This is a genomic window from Streptomyces sp. SS7 (genome assembly GCF_037993025.1).
GTDB lineage: Bacteria > Actinomycetota > Actinomycetes > Streptomycetales > Streptomycetaceae > Streptomyces.
On the sequence record NZ_CP141223.1, the window covers coordinates 6,374,735 to 6,393,366 of the forward strand.

The 18,632-nt window shown below is 73.5% G+C and carries 13 protein-coding genes; 8 read left to right on the forward strand and 5 right to left on the reverse strand.

Annotated features, from left to right (window positions below; all coding sequences use genetic code 11):
* Nucleotides 1-68 precede the first annotated feature (68 nt).
* From U5640_RS29510 to U5640_RS29530, 5 genes are all read left to right on the forward strand, one after another.
* Nucleotides 69-455, forward strand: coding sequence for a hypothetical protein (locus tag U5640_RS29510; protein WP_340379122.1), 387 nt, complete (start codon nt 69-71; stop codon nt 453-455).
* 77 nt (nt 456-532) lie between these two features.
* The gene (locus U5640_RS29515; RefSeq protein WP_340379124.1) at nt 533-730 is read left to right on the forward strand and encodes a hypothetical protein; all 198 of its coding nucleotides are present in this window, start codon (nt 533-535) and stop codon (nt 728-730) included.
* Entirely contained in the window at nt 731-2,824 is a 2,094-nt protein-coding gene (gene malQ / locus U5640_RS29520) for a 4-alpha-glucanotransferase (protein WP_340379126.1), read from the forward strand.
* A 72-nt stretch (nt 2,825-2,896) separates the two neighbouring features.
* Nucleotides 2,897-3,163, forward strand: a complete 267-nt coding sequence (locus tag U5640_RS29525) for a hypothetical protein (protein ID WP_340379128.1) — start codon at nt 2,897-2,899, stop codon at nt 3,161-3,163.
* A 360-nt stretch (nt 3,164-3,523) separates the two neighbouring features.
* The gene (locus tag U5640_RS29530; protein WP_340379131.1) at nt 3,524-6,679 is read left to right on the forward strand and encodes a tetratricopeptide repeat protein; all 3,156 of its coding nucleotides are present in this window, start codon (nt 3,524-3,526) and stop codon (nt 6,677-6,679) included.
* Nucleotides 6,680-6,761: 82 nt separating this feature from the next.
* On the opposite strand, the gene pepN is transcribed toward U5640_RS29530, so the two are convergent.
* From pepN to U5640_RS29545, 3 genes are all read right to left on the reverse strand, one after another.
* Complete coding sequence (gene pepN, locus U5640_RS29535; RefSeq protein ID WP_340379133.1) at nt 6,762-9,329, reverse strand: aminopeptidase N; 2,568 nt, start codon at nt 9,327-9,329, stop codon at nt 6,762-6,764.
* Between the two features lie 237 nt (nt 9,330-9,566).
* Nucleotides 9,567-11,444, reverse strand: coding sequence for a DEAD/DEAH box helicase (locus tag U5640_RS29540; protein WP_340379135.1), 1,878 nt, complete (start codon nt 11,442-11,444; stop codon nt 9,567-9,569).
* A gap of 88 nt (nt 11,445-11,532) precedes the next feature.
* Nucleotides 11,533-11,736, reverse strand: a complete 204-nt coding sequence (locus U5640_RS29545; RefSeq protein WP_020943502.1) for a cold-shock protein — start codon at nt 11,734-11,736, stop codon at nt 11,533-11,535.
* 209 nt (nt 11,737-11,945) lie between these two features.
* Between U5640_RS29545 and U5640_RS29550 the strand changes: the two genes are divergently transcribed.
* On the forward strand, nt 11,946-12,476 hold the full coding sequence (locus U5640_RS29550; protein ID WP_340379147.1) for a DUF1203 domain-containing protein: 531 nt from the start codon (nt 11,946-11,948) through the stop codon (nt 12,474-12,476).
* A gap of 161 nt (nt 12,477-12,637) precedes the next feature.
* On the opposite strand, the gene U5640_RS29555 is transcribed toward U5640_RS29550, so the two are convergent.
* Complete coding sequence (locus tag U5640_RS29555; protein WP_340379150.1) at nt 12,638-13,654, reverse strand: aspartate-semialdehyde dehydrogenase; 1,017 nt, start codon at nt 13,652-13,654, stop codon at nt 12,638-12,640.
* 276 nt (nt 13,655-13,930) lie between these two features.
* On the opposite strand from U5640_RS29555, the gene U5640_RS29560 reads away from it, so the two are divergent.
* On the forward strand, nt 13,931-14,464 hold the full coding sequence (locus U5640_RS29560) for a sigma-70 family RNA polymerase sigma factor (RefSeq protein WP_340379152.1): 534 nt from the start codon (nt 13,931-13,933) through the stop codon (nt 14,462-14,464).
* Between the two features lies 1 nt (nt 14,465).
* Nucleotides 14,466-15,227 carry a hypothetical protein gene (locus U5640_RS29565; protein ID WP_340379154.1) on the forward strand — a complete coding sequence of 254 codons (762 nt, stop codon included), beginning with the start codon at nt 14,466-14,468 and terminating at the stop codon, nt 15,225-15,227.
* 54 nt (nt 15,228-15,281) lie between these two features.
* On the opposite strand, the gene U5640_RS29570 is transcribed toward U5640_RS29565, so the two are convergent.
* Nucleotides 15,282-18,599 (reverse strand): S8 family serine peptidase, encoded by a 3,318-nt coding sequence (locus tag U5640_RS29570; protein WP_340379156.1) that lies wholly within the window; start codon nt 18,597-18,599, stop codon nt 15,282-15,284.
* Nucleotides 18,600-18,632 lie beyond the last annotated feature (33 nt).

The window sequence follows — 18,632 nt, forward strand, 5'->3', positions numbered from 1 at the left end:
TCACGGGCAGGGGCGGGCGGGGGCGGGGAGACCGTGTCCCGGCGCGGGGATCGCGAGTTGGACGGGACGTGAACGAGACCAGCCAGACCATGGAGCAGCGGCGCTGTGCGGTGTGCGACCTCATCGTCGGAATGGGGTGTCCGGGCTGCGGCACGGGCACGGGGTGGGCGCTGACCCGCGGCGCACCCGCCGCCGCGGCCCGCGAGGCGTGGCACCGCTTCCCGCCCGGCGCCATCCTGATCTCCCGGACCGGGTACGCGCACATCCCCGGCTGCACCCATCTGACCGAGGAACTGGTGAGAGCGCCCGAGTGGGGGTGGATCCCCGATCCGGCGGCCGGCCTCTGGGACCGGGCGAGCGCGGCGCACCCGGTGACGGCGACGGAGGGCAACACCCGGCTCAGCGCGGTACGGCGGTGCACGGAGTGCCAGTCCTGGCTGACGGACCGCGTGTGACGCGGTCGGGACGTCTGCCCGCGCCTCCGCTGGGTAGGCCTGCGGTGACCGACGCCCCACCCCACGAGGAGCCCACCGTGACCGCGCCCGCCCCCTCCAAACGCCCGGCGGAAGCCTCCGCCGCCCCGCTCGACGAACCCCGCCAGGGCGCCTTCAGCGCCGAACGCGCGTGCGCCGAGGCCCCGCTGACCAGCGAGCCCCCGTTGCCCGACGCCGAGCCCCTCACCAGCGAGCCGCCGCTCGCCGCCGTGGACACCGACACCACGAGGCCCTAGATGACCGCACCCCTCGGCGAGGAACTCGCCCGGCTCGCCGCGCTGCACGGTGTCGCCACCTCCTACCGGCCCGCCCCCGACCGCACGGTCACCGCCTCGCCCACCGCCGTCACCCGCGCGCTCGCCGCGCTCGGCGTCGACGCGGACACGCCGCGGTCCGTACGGGACGCGCTCGACGCACGGGAGCGCGAGCTGGCCGCGCGCCTGCTGCCGCCGACGGTCGTCAGCTGGAGCGACGGCCCGTGCGCCGCGCTCGCCGCCCTCCCCGGCGGCACCCGGCTGCGCGTCGAGACCGAGCAGGGGGAGGTCCGCGACAGCGCCGACGGGCTGCCGCACGGGGTGCACCGGCTGACGGCCACCGCGCCCGACGGCCGAACCGCCCGCGTCCACCTGGTCGTGGCTCCGCCCCGGCTGCCCACACCGCCGCACCGCTCGTACGGACTCCTCGTCCAGCTGTACTCCCTGCTGTCCCGCCGCTCCTGGGGCATGGGCGACCTGGGGGACCTCGGGGAGCTGGCCGACTGGGCGGGACGGGTCCTCGGCGCCGGGTTCGTGCAGGTCAACCCGTTGCACGCGGCCGTACCGGGGGCGCCGACCGATCCGTCGCCGTACCGGCCGTCCTCGCGCCGCTTCCCCGACCCCGTGCATCTGCGCGTCGAGGAGATCCCCGAGTACGCGTACGTCGAGGACCGCGCGGCGGCGGAGCGGGGGGCGCGGCTGCGCGAGGCGGTGCTGGAGAAGGGGGAGCTGATCGACCGGGACGCCGTGTGGGAGGCGAAGCGGGAGGCGCTGGAGCGGGTCGCCGCGGTGCCGCTCGGGCCCGGCCGGCGGGCGGCCTACCGCGACTTCGTCGCCGGACAGGGACAGGCCCTGGAGGACCACGCCACCTGGTGCGCCCTCGCCGAGGTGCACGGGGCGCGGTGGAGCGACTGGCCCGAGGAGCTCAGGGACCCCCGCTCGGCGGGGACGGCCCGCGCCCGGCGCGAGCTGGGGGACCGGGTCGGCTTCCACGCCCGGCTGGCCTGGCTCACCGACACCCAGCTCACCGCCGCCCAGCGCACCGCGCGCGAGGCCGGGATGGGCATCGGGATCGTGCACGATCTCGCGGTCGGGGTGCATCCGTCCGGCGCGGACGCCTGGGCCCAGCAGGAGTACCTCGCCGCCGGGATGTCCGTCGGCGCCCCGCCGGACGCCTTCAACGCGCGCGGCCAGGACTGGGGCCTGCCGCCGTGGCGCCCCGACCGGCTCGCCGAGTCCGGCTACGCGCCCTACCGCCGTCTCCTGCGCGGCCTCTTCCGCTACGCCGGCGCCCTGCGCATCGACCATGTCATGGGGCTGTTCCGGCTCTGGTGGGTCCCGCAGGGGCAGGCGCCGACCGAGGGCACCTACGTCCGCTACGACGCCGAGGCTATGCTCGCCGTCCTGGTGCTGGAGGCCGCACGGGCCGGCGCGGTGGTGATCGGCGAGGACCTGGGCACCGTCGAGCCGGGCGTCCGGGAGGCGCTGCGCGCCCGCGGGGTGCTCGGGACGTCCGTCCTGTGGTTCGAGCGGGACTGGGACGGCGACGGGCGCCCGCTGCCGCCGGAGCGCTGGCGCGCCGACTGCCTCGCCACCGCCACCACCCACGACCTGCCGTCCACCGCCGCCCGGCTCACCGGCGAGCACGTCGAACTGCGCGACCGCCTGGGCCTGCTCACCCGGCCCGTCGAGGAGGAACGCGCGGAGGCCGCCGCCGACACGGGGGAGTGGCTGGGCCTGCTCACCCGCCTCGGGCTGCTGTCCGGTGGCGCGGCGCTGTCCGGTGGCGCGGGCGCGGGCGGCGGGGACCGCGCCGCCGAGGAGGCCGAGGAGGCCGAGGTGCAGGCCCTCCACCGCTTCCTGTTGCGCACCCCCGCCCGCATGATCGGCGTCTGGCTGCCGGACGGCGTGGGCGACCGCCGCCCGCAGAACCTGCCGGGCACCTGGGACCAGTATCCGAACTGGCGGCTGCCGATCGCCGACGGCCGGGGCCGCCCGATGCCCCTGGAGGAGCTGGCCGCGGCACCCCGGCTGCAGCGGCTCTTCGACGTCCTCAGGGAGGCGGCGCGGGAGTGACGGGCTGCCGTGCAGGCTCCCGTACGGCACCCCGGGCGCGCGGCCCCGCGAGGCGTTCGCTACTTTTGCTCTGTGGACAAGAAGAACGCCCTGCGCGCCGGCGCCCTGGCTGCCGGTACGACGCTGATGATGCTGCTCATGTCGTCCCCCGCCCTCGCGCTGACCCGCGACGACGGCGACGACCCCGGCACCGGCCTGAGCGTCGGCGAGACGCTGGGGCTCTATGTCGTGCTCCCGATCGTGATCTTCGCTGTCATCACCGGCCTGGTCATGGTGCTCGACAAGTCCCACCCCGACCACCGCGTCTTCAAGCCGGGCAAGGCCAAGGCCAAGGCCTGACCCCCCACTTCCCGGCACCACCTCCCCTCTGAGGCCGCCGCCCCCACCGCCCGCGCATCCCACGCGACCGGGCACGGGGGCGGGGCCTTTTTCGCGTGCCGTGCCACCGAGGCCGTGCCGTCGGCCGGCGCCCGAGAGCAGCAGCGTGCCGTCCCCCGTACGGCACGCTGCTGCTCGTGGGGCCGGCAAGGGGCCGGCCGTTTCTCCGGTGCGGTGGTGCCGGGGACACCATGGAGGCGGAAGGTGGCCCGGAAGCTTGCGGGAATCTTGCCTCGCAGGTGGCGGGGTGGTTGGGTGGCGCCCGGCGGGGAACGCGCGGGGGATTGCGCGGTGGGCTCGGCGCGGGGCAGGGGGGACGGCGTGACGGGATTTCGCCTGCTGGGGCCCGTGGAATTATGGGTGTCGGGCCGGCCCGTGGACCTGGGCCCCGCCAAACGGCGCACCCTCCTCGCGGCGCTGCTCGTGGACGCGGGCCGCTGGGTGTCCGCCGAGACACTGATCGACCGGGTCTGGGGCGAGGAGCCGCCCGCCCAGGTCCGCGCCACGCTCTACGCCCATGTCGCCCGGATCCGCGGGGCGCTCGCCCAGGCGCTTCCGCATCTCGGTGACGGCGGGACGGGGAAGGTCCCCGCGCAACCGCCCCTGGTGCGCGGCTCGGGGGGCTACCGGCTCGACGTGCCGCGGGACCTGGTCGACGCCCACCGGTTCCGCGACCTGGTCACCACGGCCCGGCTGAGCGGCGGTTCCGCCGCCGCGCGGGTGGCGGTGCTGCGGGAGGCGATGGGGCTGTGGCGCGGCGAGCCGCTCGCCGGACTGCCCGGCGACTGGGCGGCCCGTACCCGGGAGAGCTGGACACAGCAGCGCATCCACGCGGTCCTGGACTGGGCGGACGCCGAACTCCGCGTCGGCGGACACCCCGTGGTGGTCGACGTGGTGTCCGCCCTGGTCGCCGAACACCCGCTGGTCGAGCCGCTCGCGGTGGCGCTGATGCGCGCGCTGCACGCCGCCGGGCGCGCCCCGGAGGCGCTCGCCTGCTACATCGCGCTGGGCAAGCGGCTGGCCGAGGAACTCGGCACCGCCCCGGGCGCCGAGGCACGGCAGGCCCACCGGACGATCCTCGGCGGGAAGGCCGCCGGAGCGGGGACCCGCCGCCCACCGCCCGTCACCGCCGGGGCTTCCGCCGTCGCCACCGGGCGGCCCAGGAGCGTCCCCGCGCAACTCCCCATGGAGGCAGCTGGGTTCACCGGGCGGGACGAGGAACTGGCCCGGCTCGACAAGCTCCTGGTCGTGGCGTCGGACCGGCCGTCCGCCGTGGTGGTCTCGGCGGTGTCCGGGACGGCGGGCGTGGGCAAGACGGCGCTGGCGGTGCACTGGGCGCACCGGATCCGGGACCGCTTCCCGGACGGCCAGCTCTATGTGAACCTGCGCGGCTACGACCCCGAACGGCCCATGACCGCAGCCGACGCGCTGGTCCGGTTCCTCACCGCGCTCGGGGTCCCGGGCCAGGACGTCCCGCCGGAGCCGGACGACCGGGCTGCGCGCTACCGCAGCGAGATCGCCGACCGGCGGATGCTGATCGTCCTGGACAACGCCGCCACCGTCGAACAGGTCCGCCCCCTGCTGCCCGGCACCGGCACCTGCGCCGTCCTGGTGACCAGCCGGGACAGCCTGGCCGGACTGGTCGCCCGCGAGGGCGCCCACCGCCTCGACCTCGATCTGCTGCCCGCCGACGCCGCCCGCGCCCTGCTGCGCCGGCTCGTCGGCCCCCGCGCCGAGGCCGAACCCGACGCCGTCGACGCGCTCGCCGCACAGTGCGCCCGGCTGCCGCTGGCCCTGCGGGTCGCCGCGGAACTCGCCGTCGCCCGCCCGGCCACCACCCTGGCCGACCTCGTCCGCGAACTCACCGACCAGCAGCGGCGACTGGACCTGCTCGACGCGGACGGCGACCCCCGGGCCGCCGTCACCGCCGTGTTCTCCTGGTCGTTGCGGCAACTGCCGCCCGACGCGGCACGCGCCTTCCGGCTGCTCGGCCTGCACCCCGGCCCCGATCTCGACGTCCACGCCGCCGCCGCGCTGACCGGCGGCGCCCCGGCGGACGCCCGCCGGATGCTCGACGTCCTCGCCCGCGCCCATCTGGTCCAGCGTGTGGACGGCACCCGCTACGGCATGCACGACCTGCTGCGCGCCTACGCCACCCGGCTCGCCCATGCCGAGGACGCCCCCCAGGCCCGCGAGGCGGCCCTCGACCGGCTGTTCGACCACTATCTCGCCACCGCGGCCGCCGCCATGACCTGCCTCCACCCGGCCGAGGCCCATCTGCGGCCCCCCGCCCCCGAGGCCGCGACCCCCGACCTGTCCGATCCCGACGCCGCGCGCGCCTGGCTGAACGCCGAGCGGGCGTGTCTGACGGCGATGTCCGCCCACACCGCCGCCCACGGCCGGCCCAGCCACGCCATCCGGCTCTCCCTCACCCTCTACCGGCACCTCATCACCGGCCGGCACACCGACGGCCTCACCATCCACGGGCACGCCCGGGACGCGGCCCGGCTGCTCGGCGATCCGGCGAGCGAGGCCCGCGCGCTGCTGGGCATCGGCACCGCGCACTGGCAACTGGCCCGGCACGAACCGGCGCGGCGGCACCTCCAGGAGGCGCTGACGCTGTTCCGGCAGGCCGACGACCCGCCCGGCGAGGCCCGCGCCCTCGTCAACCTCGGTCTCGTCGACGAGCGCCTGGGCCGCTTCCGGTCGGCCGTCGGCCTCCTCGAACAGGCCCTGGTGCTGTACCGGAACGCCGGGGACCGCTCGGGCGAGGCGGTCGTGCTGAAGGACCTCGCCACCGTGGAGGGGCAGCTGGGCCGCTACGGAGAGGCCGCCGACCGGCTCCAGCAGGCGCTGGCCCTGCTCCGCGCGGTCGGCAACCGGTATCTGGAGGCCCACGCGCTCAACGACCTCGGCACGGTCGAGGCGCGGCTCGACCGGCTCGACTCGGCGGCCCGCCACCAGGAACAGGCCCTGGTCCTGCTCCGCGAGGTCGGCGACCGGTACGGCGAAGCCGGGGCGCTGCACAGCCTCGGCGTCGTCCACACCCGGCTCGACCGGCCCGCGGAGGCCGCCGAGTGCCACCGGCAGGCGCTCACCCTCTACCTCCAGAACGGCGACCGGGACGGCGAGGCCAGAGCGCTCAACGGCCTCGGCGAGGCCGCCCGGGCCGCCGGCCGGCCGCTCGACGCCGTCACCCACCACACCGACGCACTCGCCATCGCGGAGGACATCGGCAACCCCGGCCAGCAGGCCCGTGCCCACAGCGGTCTGGGCGACGCGCACCGGGCGCTGGGCGACACCCCGCTCGCCGTCACCTGCTACGAACGGGCCCTGACCCTCTACACCGACCTGGGCATGCCCGAGTCGGCCGCCCTGCGCACGACCCTGGCCGCCCTCACCGACACGGGACCGGACACAGGACCGGACACAGGACCGGACACAGGGCCGGACACAGGGCCGGACACAGGGCCATAGGAAAGGGCGCCCGGTGTGGTGACACCGGGCGCCCTCATCGCCGTACGGACGACTCCCGTACGCACAACTCCCCTGCGGACGCCTACTGCGCGTCCGCCGCCTGGGCCTTCAGCGCGCGCTCCACGCCCGCGCGGGCCTCGGAGACGAGGCGGCGCAGGGCCGCGTTCGGCTCGGCGGCGGCCAGCCAGGTGTCCGTGCGGACCAGGGTCTCCTGGGAGACTTGGATCGCCGGGTAGAGGCCGATCGCGATCTGCTGGGCGATCTCGTGCGAACGGGACTCCCAGATGCCCTTGACCACCTCGAAGTACTTCTCGGTGTACGGGGCGAGCAGCTCGCGCTGGTCGGTCTGGACGAACCCGCCGATGACGGCCTCCTGGACCGCGTTGGGCAGCTTGTCCGACTCCACCACCTGCGCCCAGGCCTCCGCCTTGGCCTCCGGCGTCGGACGGGCGGCCCGGGCGGTCGCCGCGTGGCGCTCACCGGCGGCGGTCCTGTCCCGCTCGTACTCGCCGGCGATCTCCGCCTCGTCGAACCGGCCCACGGCCGCGAGACGCTCCACGAACGCCCACCGCAGCTCGGTGTCGACGGCCAGGCCCTCGATCGTCTGCGAACCGTCCAGCAGGGCCTCCAGCAGGTCCAGCTGCTCCGGCGTACGGGCGGTGGCGGCGAAGGCGCGGGCCCAGGCCAGCTGGTGGTCGCTGCCCGCGGCGGACGTCCGCAGGTGGGCCAGGGTGGCGTCGGTCCAGCGGGTGAGGAGGGCCTCACGGGTGGCCGGGGCGCCGTACAGGTCGATGGCGAGCTTGACCTGACGGTGCAGCGACTGCACCACGCCGATGTCGGACTCCTTGCCGATGCCGGACAGCACCAGGGACAGGTAGTCACGGGTGGGTAGTTCGGCGTCCCGGGTCATGTCCCACGCAGAGGCCCAGCACAGGGCGCGCGGCAGGGAGGACTCGAAGTCGCCGAGGTGCTCGGTGACGAACGCGAGGGACTGCTCGTCGAGACGGACCTTGGCGTACGACAGGTCGTCGTCGTTGAGCAGCACGACCGCCGGACGGCGCGTGCCGACCAGCTGCGGTACGGCGGTCAGCTCGCCGTCGACGTCCAGCTCGATGCGCTCGCCGCGCATCAGCTTGCCGCTGTCGTCGTCGAGGTCGTACAGGCCGACGGCGATGCGGTGGGGCCGCAGGGTCGGCTCGCCCTTGGCGCCCGCGGGGAGGGCCGGGGCCTCCTGGCGGATCGCGAACGAGGTGATGACACCGTCCGCGTCCGTCTCGATCTCGGGGCGCAGGACGTTGATGCCGGCCGTCTCCAGCCACGCCTTCGACCAGGCCTTCAGATCGCGGCCGGAGGTCTCCTCCAGCGCGCCGAGCAGGTCGGACAGGCGCGTGTTGCCGAAGGCGTGCGCCTTGAAGTACGCCTGGACGCCCTGGAAGAACTCGTCCATGCCGACGTAGGCGACGAGCTGCTTCAGCACGGACGCGCCCTTGGCGTACGTGATGCCGTCGAAGTTGACCAGGACGTCGTCGAGGTCGCGGATCTCGGCCATGATCGGGTGGGTGGACGGCAGCTGGTCCTGCCGGTAGGCCCACGTCTTCATGGAGTTGGCGAAGGTGGTCCACGAGTGCGGCCAGCGCGACTCGGGGTGGTACGCCTGGCAGGCGATGGAGGTGTAGGTGGCGAACGACTCGTTCAGCCAGAGGTCGTTCCACCACTCCATGGTGACCAGGTCGCCGAACCACATGTGGGCCAGCTCGTGCAGGATGGTCTCGGCGCGCAGCTCGTACGCCGCGTCGGTCACCTTGGACCGGAAGACGTACTGGTCGCGGATGGTGACCGCGCCCGCGTTCTCCATCGCGCCCGCGTTGAACTCCGGCACGAACAACTGGTCGTACTTCTTGAACGGGTACGCGTAGTCGAACTTCTCCTGGAACCAGTCGAAGCCCTGCCGCGTCACCTCGAAGATCGCGTCCGAGTCGAGGAACTCGGCGAGGGAGGGCCGGCAGTAGATGCCGAGCGGCACGGACCGCCCGTCCTTCTCGTACACGCTGTGCACGGAGTGGTACGGCCCCACGATCAGCGCGGTGATGTAGCTGGAGATCCGGGGCGTCGGCTCGAACTCCCAGACGTCGTCCTTGGGCTCGGGCGTGGGGGAGTTGGAGATGACGGTCCAGCCCGTCGGCGCCTTCACCGTGAACCGGAAGGTCGCCTTCAGGTCCGGCTGCTCGAAGGAGGCGAACACCCGGCGGGCATCCGGCACCTCGAACTGCGTGTACAGGTAGGCCTGTTCGTCGACCGGGTCGACGAACCGGTGCAGACCCTCGCCGGTGTTGGTGTACGCGCAGTCGGCGACGACCCGCAGGACGTTACGGCCCTCCAGCAGGCCCGGCAGCGCGATCCGGGAGTCCTGGAAGACCTCCGTCGCGTCCAGCGGATCGCCGTTGAGCGTGACCTCGTGGACGGCCGGGGCGACCAGGTCGATGAAGGACTCCGCACCGCCTTCGGTGACGTCGAAGCGCACCGTGGTCACGGACCGGTAGGTGCCGCCCTCCTGCGCGCCGGAGAGATCCAGATCGATCTCGTACGAGTCAACGGTGAGCAGCTTCGCCCGCTGCTGCGCCTCTTCGCGAGTCAGGTTTGTGCCAGGCACGCGGTCATCTCCTCGTTATGGGTCGGTTGCGCCATCCTTCCACGGGTCGGGTGCCCGGGGCGACGACGTTACGGGCGGTCCGGCGGGCGCGTTGGAGGGCCCCTCTCCTCCTGGCCGCGACCCTCTCCCTGACAGCCCTGCTCACCCACCCACCCGACTCGGCCGGGTGACAGGCCGGCGACGGGCGCTGCGGTGGCCGGGGGGACAACGCCCCCGGCCCGGCAGCGGCAGCCGCTCCTACGCTCCCCGGCGGTCCGTGCCCCGGCCCCCGGCTCCGGCGGAGCCGCCCGTGGCTCCGGTGCCCCGGCCGCCCGTGCGGCGGCCGGAGCCGCGGGTGCCGCCCGTTGCCGGGCCGGTGGTGGTCCGGCGCTCGGATCCGCGTCCGGCCGTCCCGGTCGTGGAGCCGCCGGAGCCGCGGCCCGGCTTGGTGGAGCCGTTGGCGCCGGGCGTGCCGGGTGCGCCGGAGGCGGTGCGGCGGGTGGCGCCTCGGCCGCCCGTTCCGGTCGTGCCCGGCGCGGCGCCGGAGCCGCGCGCGGCCTTGCCGGTCGCCGGGGCGGCCGTGGTGCGGCGTGCGTTTGCCGCGGTGCGCCGGGTGGTGCCGCCGTCGTTCGCCTCGGCCGTGGTGCGGCGGGCGTTGGTGCGGCCGTTCGCCTCGGCCGTCGTGCGGCGGGTGGTGCCGCCGTCGTTCGGCTCGGGCCTGGTCCGGCGGGTGTTGGTGCGGCCGTCGGGTGTGGGCGTGCCCGTGCCCCGTGTGCCCCTGCGGCGCCTCGTCGCGGTTGCGGTGCGGCGGCTCGGCGTGGGCGGTTCGGCCGGTGCGGGGAGTTCGATCGTGACCGCGACGCCGGACGGTTCGCGGGCGCCCGTGAGGGTGGCCAGCTCCGTGTCGCCGGAGGTGATGCGGGCCGTCCGCGGGCGGATGCCCGCGTCCGACAGCAGCCGGGTCATGTCCCGTTTCTGCTCCGGCAGGACCAGGGTGACCACACTGCCGGAGCCGCCGGCCCGGGCGGTGCGGCCGCCCCGGTGCAGGTAGTCCTTGTGGTCGGTCGGCGGATCGACGTTCACGACGAGGTCGAGGTCGTCGATGTGTATGCCCCGGGCCGCGACGTTGGTCGCCACCAGCGCGGTGACCTGGCCGTTCTTGAACTGCTCCAGCGTGCGGTTGCGCTGCGGCTGGGAGCGGCCCCCGTGCAGGGCGGCCGCGCGCACGCCGACGGACAGCAGCCGCTTGGCGAGCCGGTCGGCGGACCGCTTGGTGTCGAGGAAGAGGATGACCCGGCCGTCACGGGCCGCGATCCGCGTGGTCACGGCCTTCTTGTCGGTCTCGTCCTGGAGGTGCAGGACGTGATGCTCCATCGTGGTCACCGCCCCGGCGGACGGATCCACGGAGTGCACCACGGGATCGGTCAGGAACTGCTGGACCAGGCGGTCGATGTTGGCGTCCAGGGTGGCCGAGAACAGCATCCGCTGGCCGTCCGGCCGCACCTGCCGGATCAGCTTGGTGATCTGCGGCAGGAAGCCCATGTCGGTCATCTGGTCGGCCTCGTCCAGGACCGTGATCCGCACCTGGTCCAGGACGCAGTCCCCGCGCTCCACGAGATCGTTGAGCCGGCCGGGGCTCGCCACGACCACCTCGGTGCCGCGCCGGAGAGCGTCGGCCTGCTTGGTGATCGACAGCCCGCCGACCACGGTGGCCACTCGCAGGTTCACCGCCGTCGCGTACGGCGTCAGCGCGTCCGTCACCTGGAGGGCGAGTTCCCGCGTGGGCACCAGCACCAGGGCGAGCGGAGCCTTGGACTCCGCCCGCAGCCCGGCCGTGCGGGCCAGCAGCGCCAGCCCGAACGCGAGGGTCTTGCCCGAGCCGGTGCGTCCCCGCCCGAGCAGGTCACGGCCGGCGAGCGAGTTGGGCAGGGTGGCGGCCTGGATCGGGAAAGGCGCGGTGACGCCCTGCGCGGTGAGGGTTTTCAGCAGCCCCGAGGGCATGTCCAGGGACGCGAAGTCCTCGACGGCGGGGAGGGCCGGCGTCGTGTTCTCCGGCAGCCGGAATTCCCTCGGCGACGATGTGGACGGTGGGGGTGACGAGGGACGCCGGTTCGGCTTCCGGGGTCTGCGGGACATGCGGGGGTCTGCCTTCCTGGAAACAGCACAAACCGGGGTCCGCACCATGACGGTGCGGACCCCGGTGAGCGGAATACGCGTCCGGCGATCAGGCGGGGACGATGTTCTCCGCCTGCGGGCCCTTCTGGCCCTGCGTGACGTCGAAGGAGACCCGCTGGCCCTCCTGCAGCTCACGGAAGCCCTGGGTCGCGATGTTCGAGTAGTGGGCGAAGACATCGGGGCCGCCGCCGTCCTGGGCGATGAAGCCGAAGCCCTTTTCGGAGTTGAACCACTTCACGGTGCCCTGTGCCATTGCTATCTCCTTGTGTAGGCGTTCTATAAGCAGAGGCCCCATCCGGAGAAGCCGGTAAAACAAATAATGCGCCTGGAGGAAGACATTCCCAGCAGGCGCACATAGGTTCATGGGTACCACAACTGCAACACGACGACCGTAGCACAGCTCGGGGTTCGACGTCCGGATTCCGCCGGTGATCCGGCCGGCGCGGCGCGAGAGTCGGACGTATGACGGAAACCGCGAGCACCACAGGCCGCACCCACCTCCCGCGCCCCATTCCGCCGGACGTCGTCGCCGTACTGCGCACCCGGGACGACGCCGGCCGGCGGACCGTGGCCTTCGTCGACCGGGAGGGCGGCGCGCCCCTGCGCTGCTGTCTGCGCCGCAGCGAGCCGGGGGAGACGATCGCGCTGGTGTCGTACGCGCCGTTGCGCCGCTGGGCGGCGCTGCACGGGGCCGAGCCGGGCGCCTACGACGAGCAGGGGCCCGTCTTCGTGCACGGCCGGGACTGCCCCGGGCCGGCCGGCGGCGAGCTGCCGTTCACGGGGGCGCACCGCACCGTGCGCCGGTACTCGGCCGCCGGGCACATCCTCGGCGGGGAACTGGTCGCCGACGGTGACATCGGTCGCGCCTTCCGCGACGCGTTCGACGACCCCGACGTGGCACTCGTCCACGTCAGGGCCGTCGAGTACGGCTGTTTCCTCTACGAGGTCCGCAGGGACTCCGCAGGCACGCCCCAGTGTTTCGACACCCCCTAGGGGGTGTTTCGAAAGTCCCGCACAGCACCCACGGCGCCCGGCACGCCCTCTCGCCGCACCGGCCGAAACCCCAAGTACGTCCAGTACGAGGGCTTTCGTCCGGCACGCCGAGAGCACGCACCGGACACCGCGGGCACCGCACGGGACTTTCGAAACACCCCCTAGCCCTTCAGCTCGGCCGCGACCAGTTCCGCGATCTGCACCGCGTTCAGCGCGGCGCCCTTGCGGAGGTTGTCGTTGGAGACGAAGAAGGCGAGACCGTGGTCCACCGTCTCGTCGGCGCGGATGCGGCCGACGTACGACGGGTCCTTGCCGGCCGCCTCGAGGGGCGTCGGGATGTCGGTGAGGACGACGCCCTCGGCCGAGGAGAGCAGCTCGGTGGCGCGCTCCACGGACAGGGGACGCGCGAAGCGGGCGTTGACCTGGAGGGAGTGGCCCGAGAAGACCGGCACGCGGACGCAGGTGCCGGCGACCTTGAGGTCCGGGATCTCCAGGATCTTGCGGGACTCGTTGCGGAGCTTCTGCTCCTCGTCGGTCTCGTTCAGGCCGTCGTCGACGATCGAGCCGGCGAGCGGGACGACGTTGAAGGCGATCGGGCGCCGGTAGACCTGCGGGTCGGGGTAGGCCACGGCCGCGCCGTCGTGCGTGAGCTTGTCCGCCTCGGCGACGACCTTCTGCGCCTGGCCGTGCAGTTCCGCCACGCCCGCGACGCCCGAGCCGGACACCGCCTGGTAGGTGGCGACGACCAGCGCCTGCAGGCCGGCCTCCTCGTGCAGCGGCTTCAGGACCGGCATCGCGGCCATCGTCGTGCAGTTCGGGTTGGCGATGATCCCCTTGGGACGGTCGGCGATCGCGTGCGGGTTCACCTCGGACACGACCAGGGGGACCTCGGGGTCCTTGCGCCACGCGGAGGAGTTGTCGATCACGACCGCGCCCTGCGCGGCGACCTTCTCCGCCAGCGCCTTCGACGTCGCGCCACCGGCCGAGAACAGGACGATGTCCAGGCCGCTGTAGTCGGCGGTCGCCGCGTCCTCCACGGTGACGCCGTCGAGCTCGGTGCCCGCCGAGCGGGCCGAGGCGAACAGCCGCAGCTGCGTGACGGGGAAGTTCCGCTCCTTGAGGATCCTGCGCATGACCGTGCCGACCTGACCGGTGGCTCCGACGATTCCGACCCTCACGGCGACTCCTGACTCTCACTCTTGACCGGGGCTTTTCCATCATGCGGCCGACCCCGGTCCACCTGTCCAATTCTTTGCGCCGCATGCCCGAGGACTGGGACGCCCCCACCTGATCAACGGTTTCGGAACTTCCGTCGTACCCCTGTTGATCTGCAGAAATTCGCCCTACGGTCACGTCGTGCCGCAAGCCGTACGGCCCCGCGCCCGGATGTGACGTACGCCTCCGAACGTTCGCGCCCCCTGCGGCGTCGTAGGAGAAACGCGGCGAGGGGAGGGGTGTCTGTGCTGCGCAGAATCGCCCGTCGCGTCCAGGGGGACGACCAAGGTGATCCTCTGGACGTGACGCAGGAACGCCGGGTGCGGGCGGTGCTCGCGCTGGGCGGGGTGCCGCAGGCGGACCTGCCGGACGGGGTGCAGCAGGTCCGCCTGCGGCTGCTGGAGCGGGCCGCCAAGGGGCAGGAGGCGCCGCGGGACGTCTCCGCGTGGGCGGCGGTCGTCGCCTCCAACCTCGCCATGGACTGGCACCGCGCCCGGCGCCGCCAGGAACGCCTCGGCGAGCGACTGGCCTCGCTGCGTCAGCACGAGCACCCCTCGGGCGAGGACACCAGCGTGCTCTCCCTCGCCGTCGCCCAGGGTCTGGACGATCTGCCCGACGCCCAGCGCCAGGTCGTCGTCCTGCGGTTCTTCGCCGATCTGCCGGTCGTCTCGATCGCCCGGGAGCTCGGCGTCCCCGAGGGCACGGTCAAGAGCCGCCTGCACACGGCGGTCCGGGCCCTGCGCGCCCGCCTGCACGAGGACGAGGTGGTGTGACATGCCCGGACAGCGGCACGAGAACCCCGACGGACCCGACGGACCCGACGGACCCGACGGCATGGACGGCACGGACGCCCTGATGGCCGCGATCACCGGTGATCCCCTCCCCGAGGAGGCCCGCGCCGATGCCGCCCTGCTGGCCGCGCACCGCTCGGCGACGGCGGACGTGGCGCTGCTGAGGGAGCAGCTCGGTCTCCTCGCGGAGGTGCTCACGGAGCCCGTCGAGCGGCCCGCCCCGGCGGTCGTCCGGCCGCCGCGACGCCCCCGTGCCCGGCTGCGCCCCTTCGCGCTGCGGGCCGTGGGCGCGGTCGCCGCCGGTGCCCTGGTGTTCGGGGCGGGGTGGGTGGTCGTGCAGGGGGGTCCGGCCGGCGTCCGGTCGAGCTCCGACAGCGGGGCGAAGGCCGTCTCGGGTCAGGAGGACGCGGGCAGTCCCCTGGGTGACTCCGCCTACCTGGCCTGTGCGCGGCTGGTCGTCGAGGGCGATGTGACGGCCGTACAGGCGGTGCCGGGGACGGACGAGGAGCGGATCACCCTGCGCGTGACCCGCTCGTACAAGCCGGAGAAGGCGCCGCGGGAGGTGCGGTTCCTGCTGGCGAGGGACATGGATCCGCTGGTGGCGGAGGGCGACCATGTGCTGCTCGCCCTGGCGCAGGGGTCGTCCTCCCCGGACGTCTGGGCGGTCGGCGAGGCGGACATCGCCGCCGAGCGCACGGTGCTCCGGCGCGCCCTGCCGCAGTCGGCGGGAACGGCCTGCGAATGACGAAGGGGCGGGTGTCCCCCCGGACACCCGCCCCTCTGTCCTCTCATACGGTCGTTACGGGGTGACCTTCTCGATCGCCACGTTGCCCGAGCCCGCGACCGTGCCCCGGGCGTTCACCAGCTGGACCTGGCCGAAGAAGGCCCGGCCCTCCGGTGCGGCGGCCGCGGCGGTGACCTTCGCGGAGACCTGCGCCGAGGCGCCCGTGGCCAGCTTCACCGGCGCGGAGTCGTCGACGGAGATCGTGCCGAGCGAGGTGGCGTAGAAGACGTCGAAGTAGTCGTACGCCGTCGTCCCGGCCGGGACCGCGTAGCCCGACACCACGATGGTGTAGGTGCCGGCGGCGGGCGAGGCGAGGGAGACCGCCTCCTCCGAGTCGCCGTCGGCGGAGATCCCGACCTGCTTGCCGCTCGCGTCCAGGACCACCAGGTCGAGGTCGGCGGAGGCGTCGGAGACCTTGCCGATCTTCACGTCGAGGGACTTGGCGCCCGCGGGGACGTCGACCGTGGTGGTCTGCTCCTCGCCCTGCGCGATGGTCGGACGGGTCGTCTTCGAGGAGCCGAGCGGGCCGCCCACCAGGTGGCCGTCGACGGCCGCGTAACCGTTCGTCACCTTCCAGGAGGCGGTGGCCGGCCGGCCGACCTTCGCCTCGGGCACGGTCACGGTCGCCGGGTCGAACGCGGCGCCGTAGACCGTGGCATCCAGCGTGTACGGGTTGTCGAGCAGCGGCGAGGTGCGGCGCGACTCGACCTCGATCTCCCAGACGCCCGGCAGCGGGTCGGCGTAGGAGCGGACGTCCGGCTTGCAGCCGTTGCCGTCGAGGTAGTTGTTGTAGCAGAACGGCGTGCCGCTGTCCTCGACGGCGACACCGTAGGGGTGGATCGAGATGAACCGGGTCTGGCTCTTGTCCTTCAGCCCGCCGATCGCGACCTCGAGCGTCCCGGCGCCCTCGGGCACGGTCAGGAAGTAGTGCTGCGAGCTGTTGCGCTGCACGGTGTTCGCGGCGTGGAAGGCGTACGTCACCGGGGTGGAGACGATGACCGTGTTGAGGATCTGCTTGTCGACGCCCTCGGTCCGCGGGTCGTCGACCTCGAGGATCGCGCTCTTGATCCCGGCGGACCGGGGGGCGGCCTGGATCTTCACGGTGACCGGCTTGTTCAGCTCCAGCTTCACGGTGTCCGGGCCGAGGATGCGGAAGGCGCCGTCCGCGTTGTTCTCCAGGCTCAGCTCGTGCCGGACCGCCTTGTCGGCGCCCGTCGTGCGGGTGACGGTGACCTCGTAGGTCTTCTTCTGACCGGCCTTCAGGCCGCCCTCGCGGTCGTAGATGCCGGTGCCGAACCCGGGCGTCTTCAGCGCCTGGTCGAGCGCGGTGTCGACCGGGGCCTTGACCGTGTACTCGTGGGCGGTGGCGCCCTTCCTGAGGGACTTCCAGGCGTCCACGATGTCGATGCGGCCCGCGCCCTCCTCGTAGGCCTGCACACCCTTGATGTGGTGGGCCGTGGAGGTCAGCGCCGTGCGCAGGTCCGCCGGGCTGAGGGCGAGGCCCTTCTGCTTGGCGGCGGAGATCAGCAGCGCCGAGGCGCCCGCGGCCTGGGGGGAGGCCATCGAGGTGCCCTGGAGCATGGAGTAGCCGGCGGGCAGGGCGTAGCCGGACTCGGCGACCGGGCTGCCGGGCAGCCAGGTCTGGGTGGTGTTGACGGAGGCGCCGGGCGCGACGAGCGTCGGCGTGAAGCCGCCGTCCTCACGCGGGCCGCGCGAGGAGAACGGCAGCAGCGCGTACTTCTTGGCGACCTGGGAGCCGTAGTTGGAGGCCCAGGTCTCCTTGGAGATGGCCGCGCCGACGGAGATCACCTTGTCGGCCAGACCGGGGTCGCCGATGGTGTTGGCGCCCGGGCCCTCGTTGCCGGCGGCGATCACGAGCTGGACGCCGTAGGTGTCGATGAGGCGGGTGTACAGCTCGGCGCGCGCGTTGTTGCCGTCGTTGAGGCCCGGCAGACCGCCGATCGACATGTTGACGATGTCGACGCCGCGGTTGACCACCAGGTCGATCATGCCCTCGGTGAGCGCGACGTTGGTGCAGCCGCCGGTCCAGGTGCAGGCCCGGGAGGAGACGATCTTCGCGCCGGGCGCGGCGCCGTTCATCTTCCCGCCGAACAGGCTGTTCGCGGCGGTGATGCCGGCGACGTGGGTGCCGTGCTCGGACTCGATGATGCCGATGTTGACGTAGTCGGCCTTGTCCCCGGCGGCGTTGTAGACGACGTCCTTGCGGGTCTCGACGACGAACGGGATGCGCTCGGCGACGTCGGTCGCCGGGTTGTCGGTGCCGAAGTAGCCGCTCTGGTAGCCGTCCTTGTACGGCTTCATCGGCGCGTCGTCGGTGAAGTCGAGGTTGTCGTTCGCGTCCACGCGGACGGTCCCGGTCGCGGCGTCGTAGAGCACGCCGAAGGCGTCGGTGGTGTCGCCGTCGCGGTTGACGTCGCCCTTCTCGTCGCCGCCGGCGGTGATGGACTCGTAGAAGTAGTTGAACTTGTACGAGCCGGCCGGGGCCTTGAAGGTCTCGGGCACACCGGTGGTGGCCGGGGTCGCGGTGAACTGCGGGCCGCTGACCGAGGTGAGCATCCGGCGCCAGGTGGCGTCGTTGTCGGAGACCGGGTCGGTGGCCGTCACCCAGTCGACGATCTTGCGCTCGCCGGTGGTGGTCCTCTGCAGCGCGGGGTGCGCGAGGTCCACACCGGAGTCGAGGATGCCGATGGTGACGCCGCGGCCGTCCGCCTTCGGGTTCTTCCGCACGAAGTCGACGGCGCCCGTCTCGAAGGACGGGTTGTACGGGTTCGCGGCGGGGGTCTTCCTGTCCGGCGCGGCGTAGGTCCTCGTCTTCGACGAGGTCCCGGCGCCCTTGGCGGTGTCCGCGCTCGGGGTCGGGTCGTCCAGCGCGATGTCCTGGCGCAGGTCGATGGCGTGCACCGAGGACAGCTTCGCGGCGGCGGCGATCGCGGCGTCCGCCTTCGCGGTGGGGACGGTGGCGCGGACGTAGCCGACCTTGTCGAAGGTCCGGCCGACGATGCCGCCGTTCACCGCGTCCAGCTGCTCGGCGACCTGCTCGGTCTTCCCCGGCGCGGTCGCGACCATCATGGTGACGGTCTTGTCGCCCTCGGCCTTGGCCTCGGCGAGCAGTCCGGCGTCGTCGGAGCCGAGCTTGTCGTGGGCGGACTTCACGCCCGGGTCGGCGGCGGCCGGGGCGTGGCCCGCGTCGGCGGCGAACGCCAGGGGTATCGGTCCGGCCGCGGACAGCGCGGCCACCAGGCCGACGGCCGCGGCGACGCGTGCCGCGCGTCTGGTGCCGGATATCGGTTCGCGCTGGGGGGTGAAAGTCATCGGCATCCCTTGTTGGTAAAGGAACGGTCGACC

Bases quoted from the DNA above. Each gene is read 5' to 3' on its own strand.
- malQ (WP_340379126.1), top strand. From the start codon at position 731: ATGACCGCACCCCTCGGCGAGGAACTCGCCCGGCTCGCCGCGCTGCAC.
- U5640_RS29540 (WP_340379135.1), bottom strand. From the start codon at position 11,444: ATGTCCCGCAGACCCCGGAAGCCGAACCGGCGTCCCTCGTCACCCCCA.
- U5640_RS29545 (WP_020943502.1), bottom strand. From the start codon at position 11,736: ATGGCACAGGGCACCGTGAAGTGGTTCAACTCCGAAAAGGGCTTCGGC.
- U5640_RS29550 (WP_340379147.1), top strand. From the start codon at position 11,946: ATGACGGAAACCGCGAGCACCACAGGCCGCACCCACCTCCCGCGCCCC.
- U5640_RS29565 (WP_340379154.1), top strand. From the start codon at position 14,466: ATGCCCGGACAGCGGCACGAGAACCCCGACGGACCCGACGGACCCGAC.
- U5640_RS29570 (WP_340379156.1), bottom strand. From the start codon at position 18,599: ATGACTTTCACCCCCCAGCGCGAACCGATATCCGGCACCAGACGCGCG.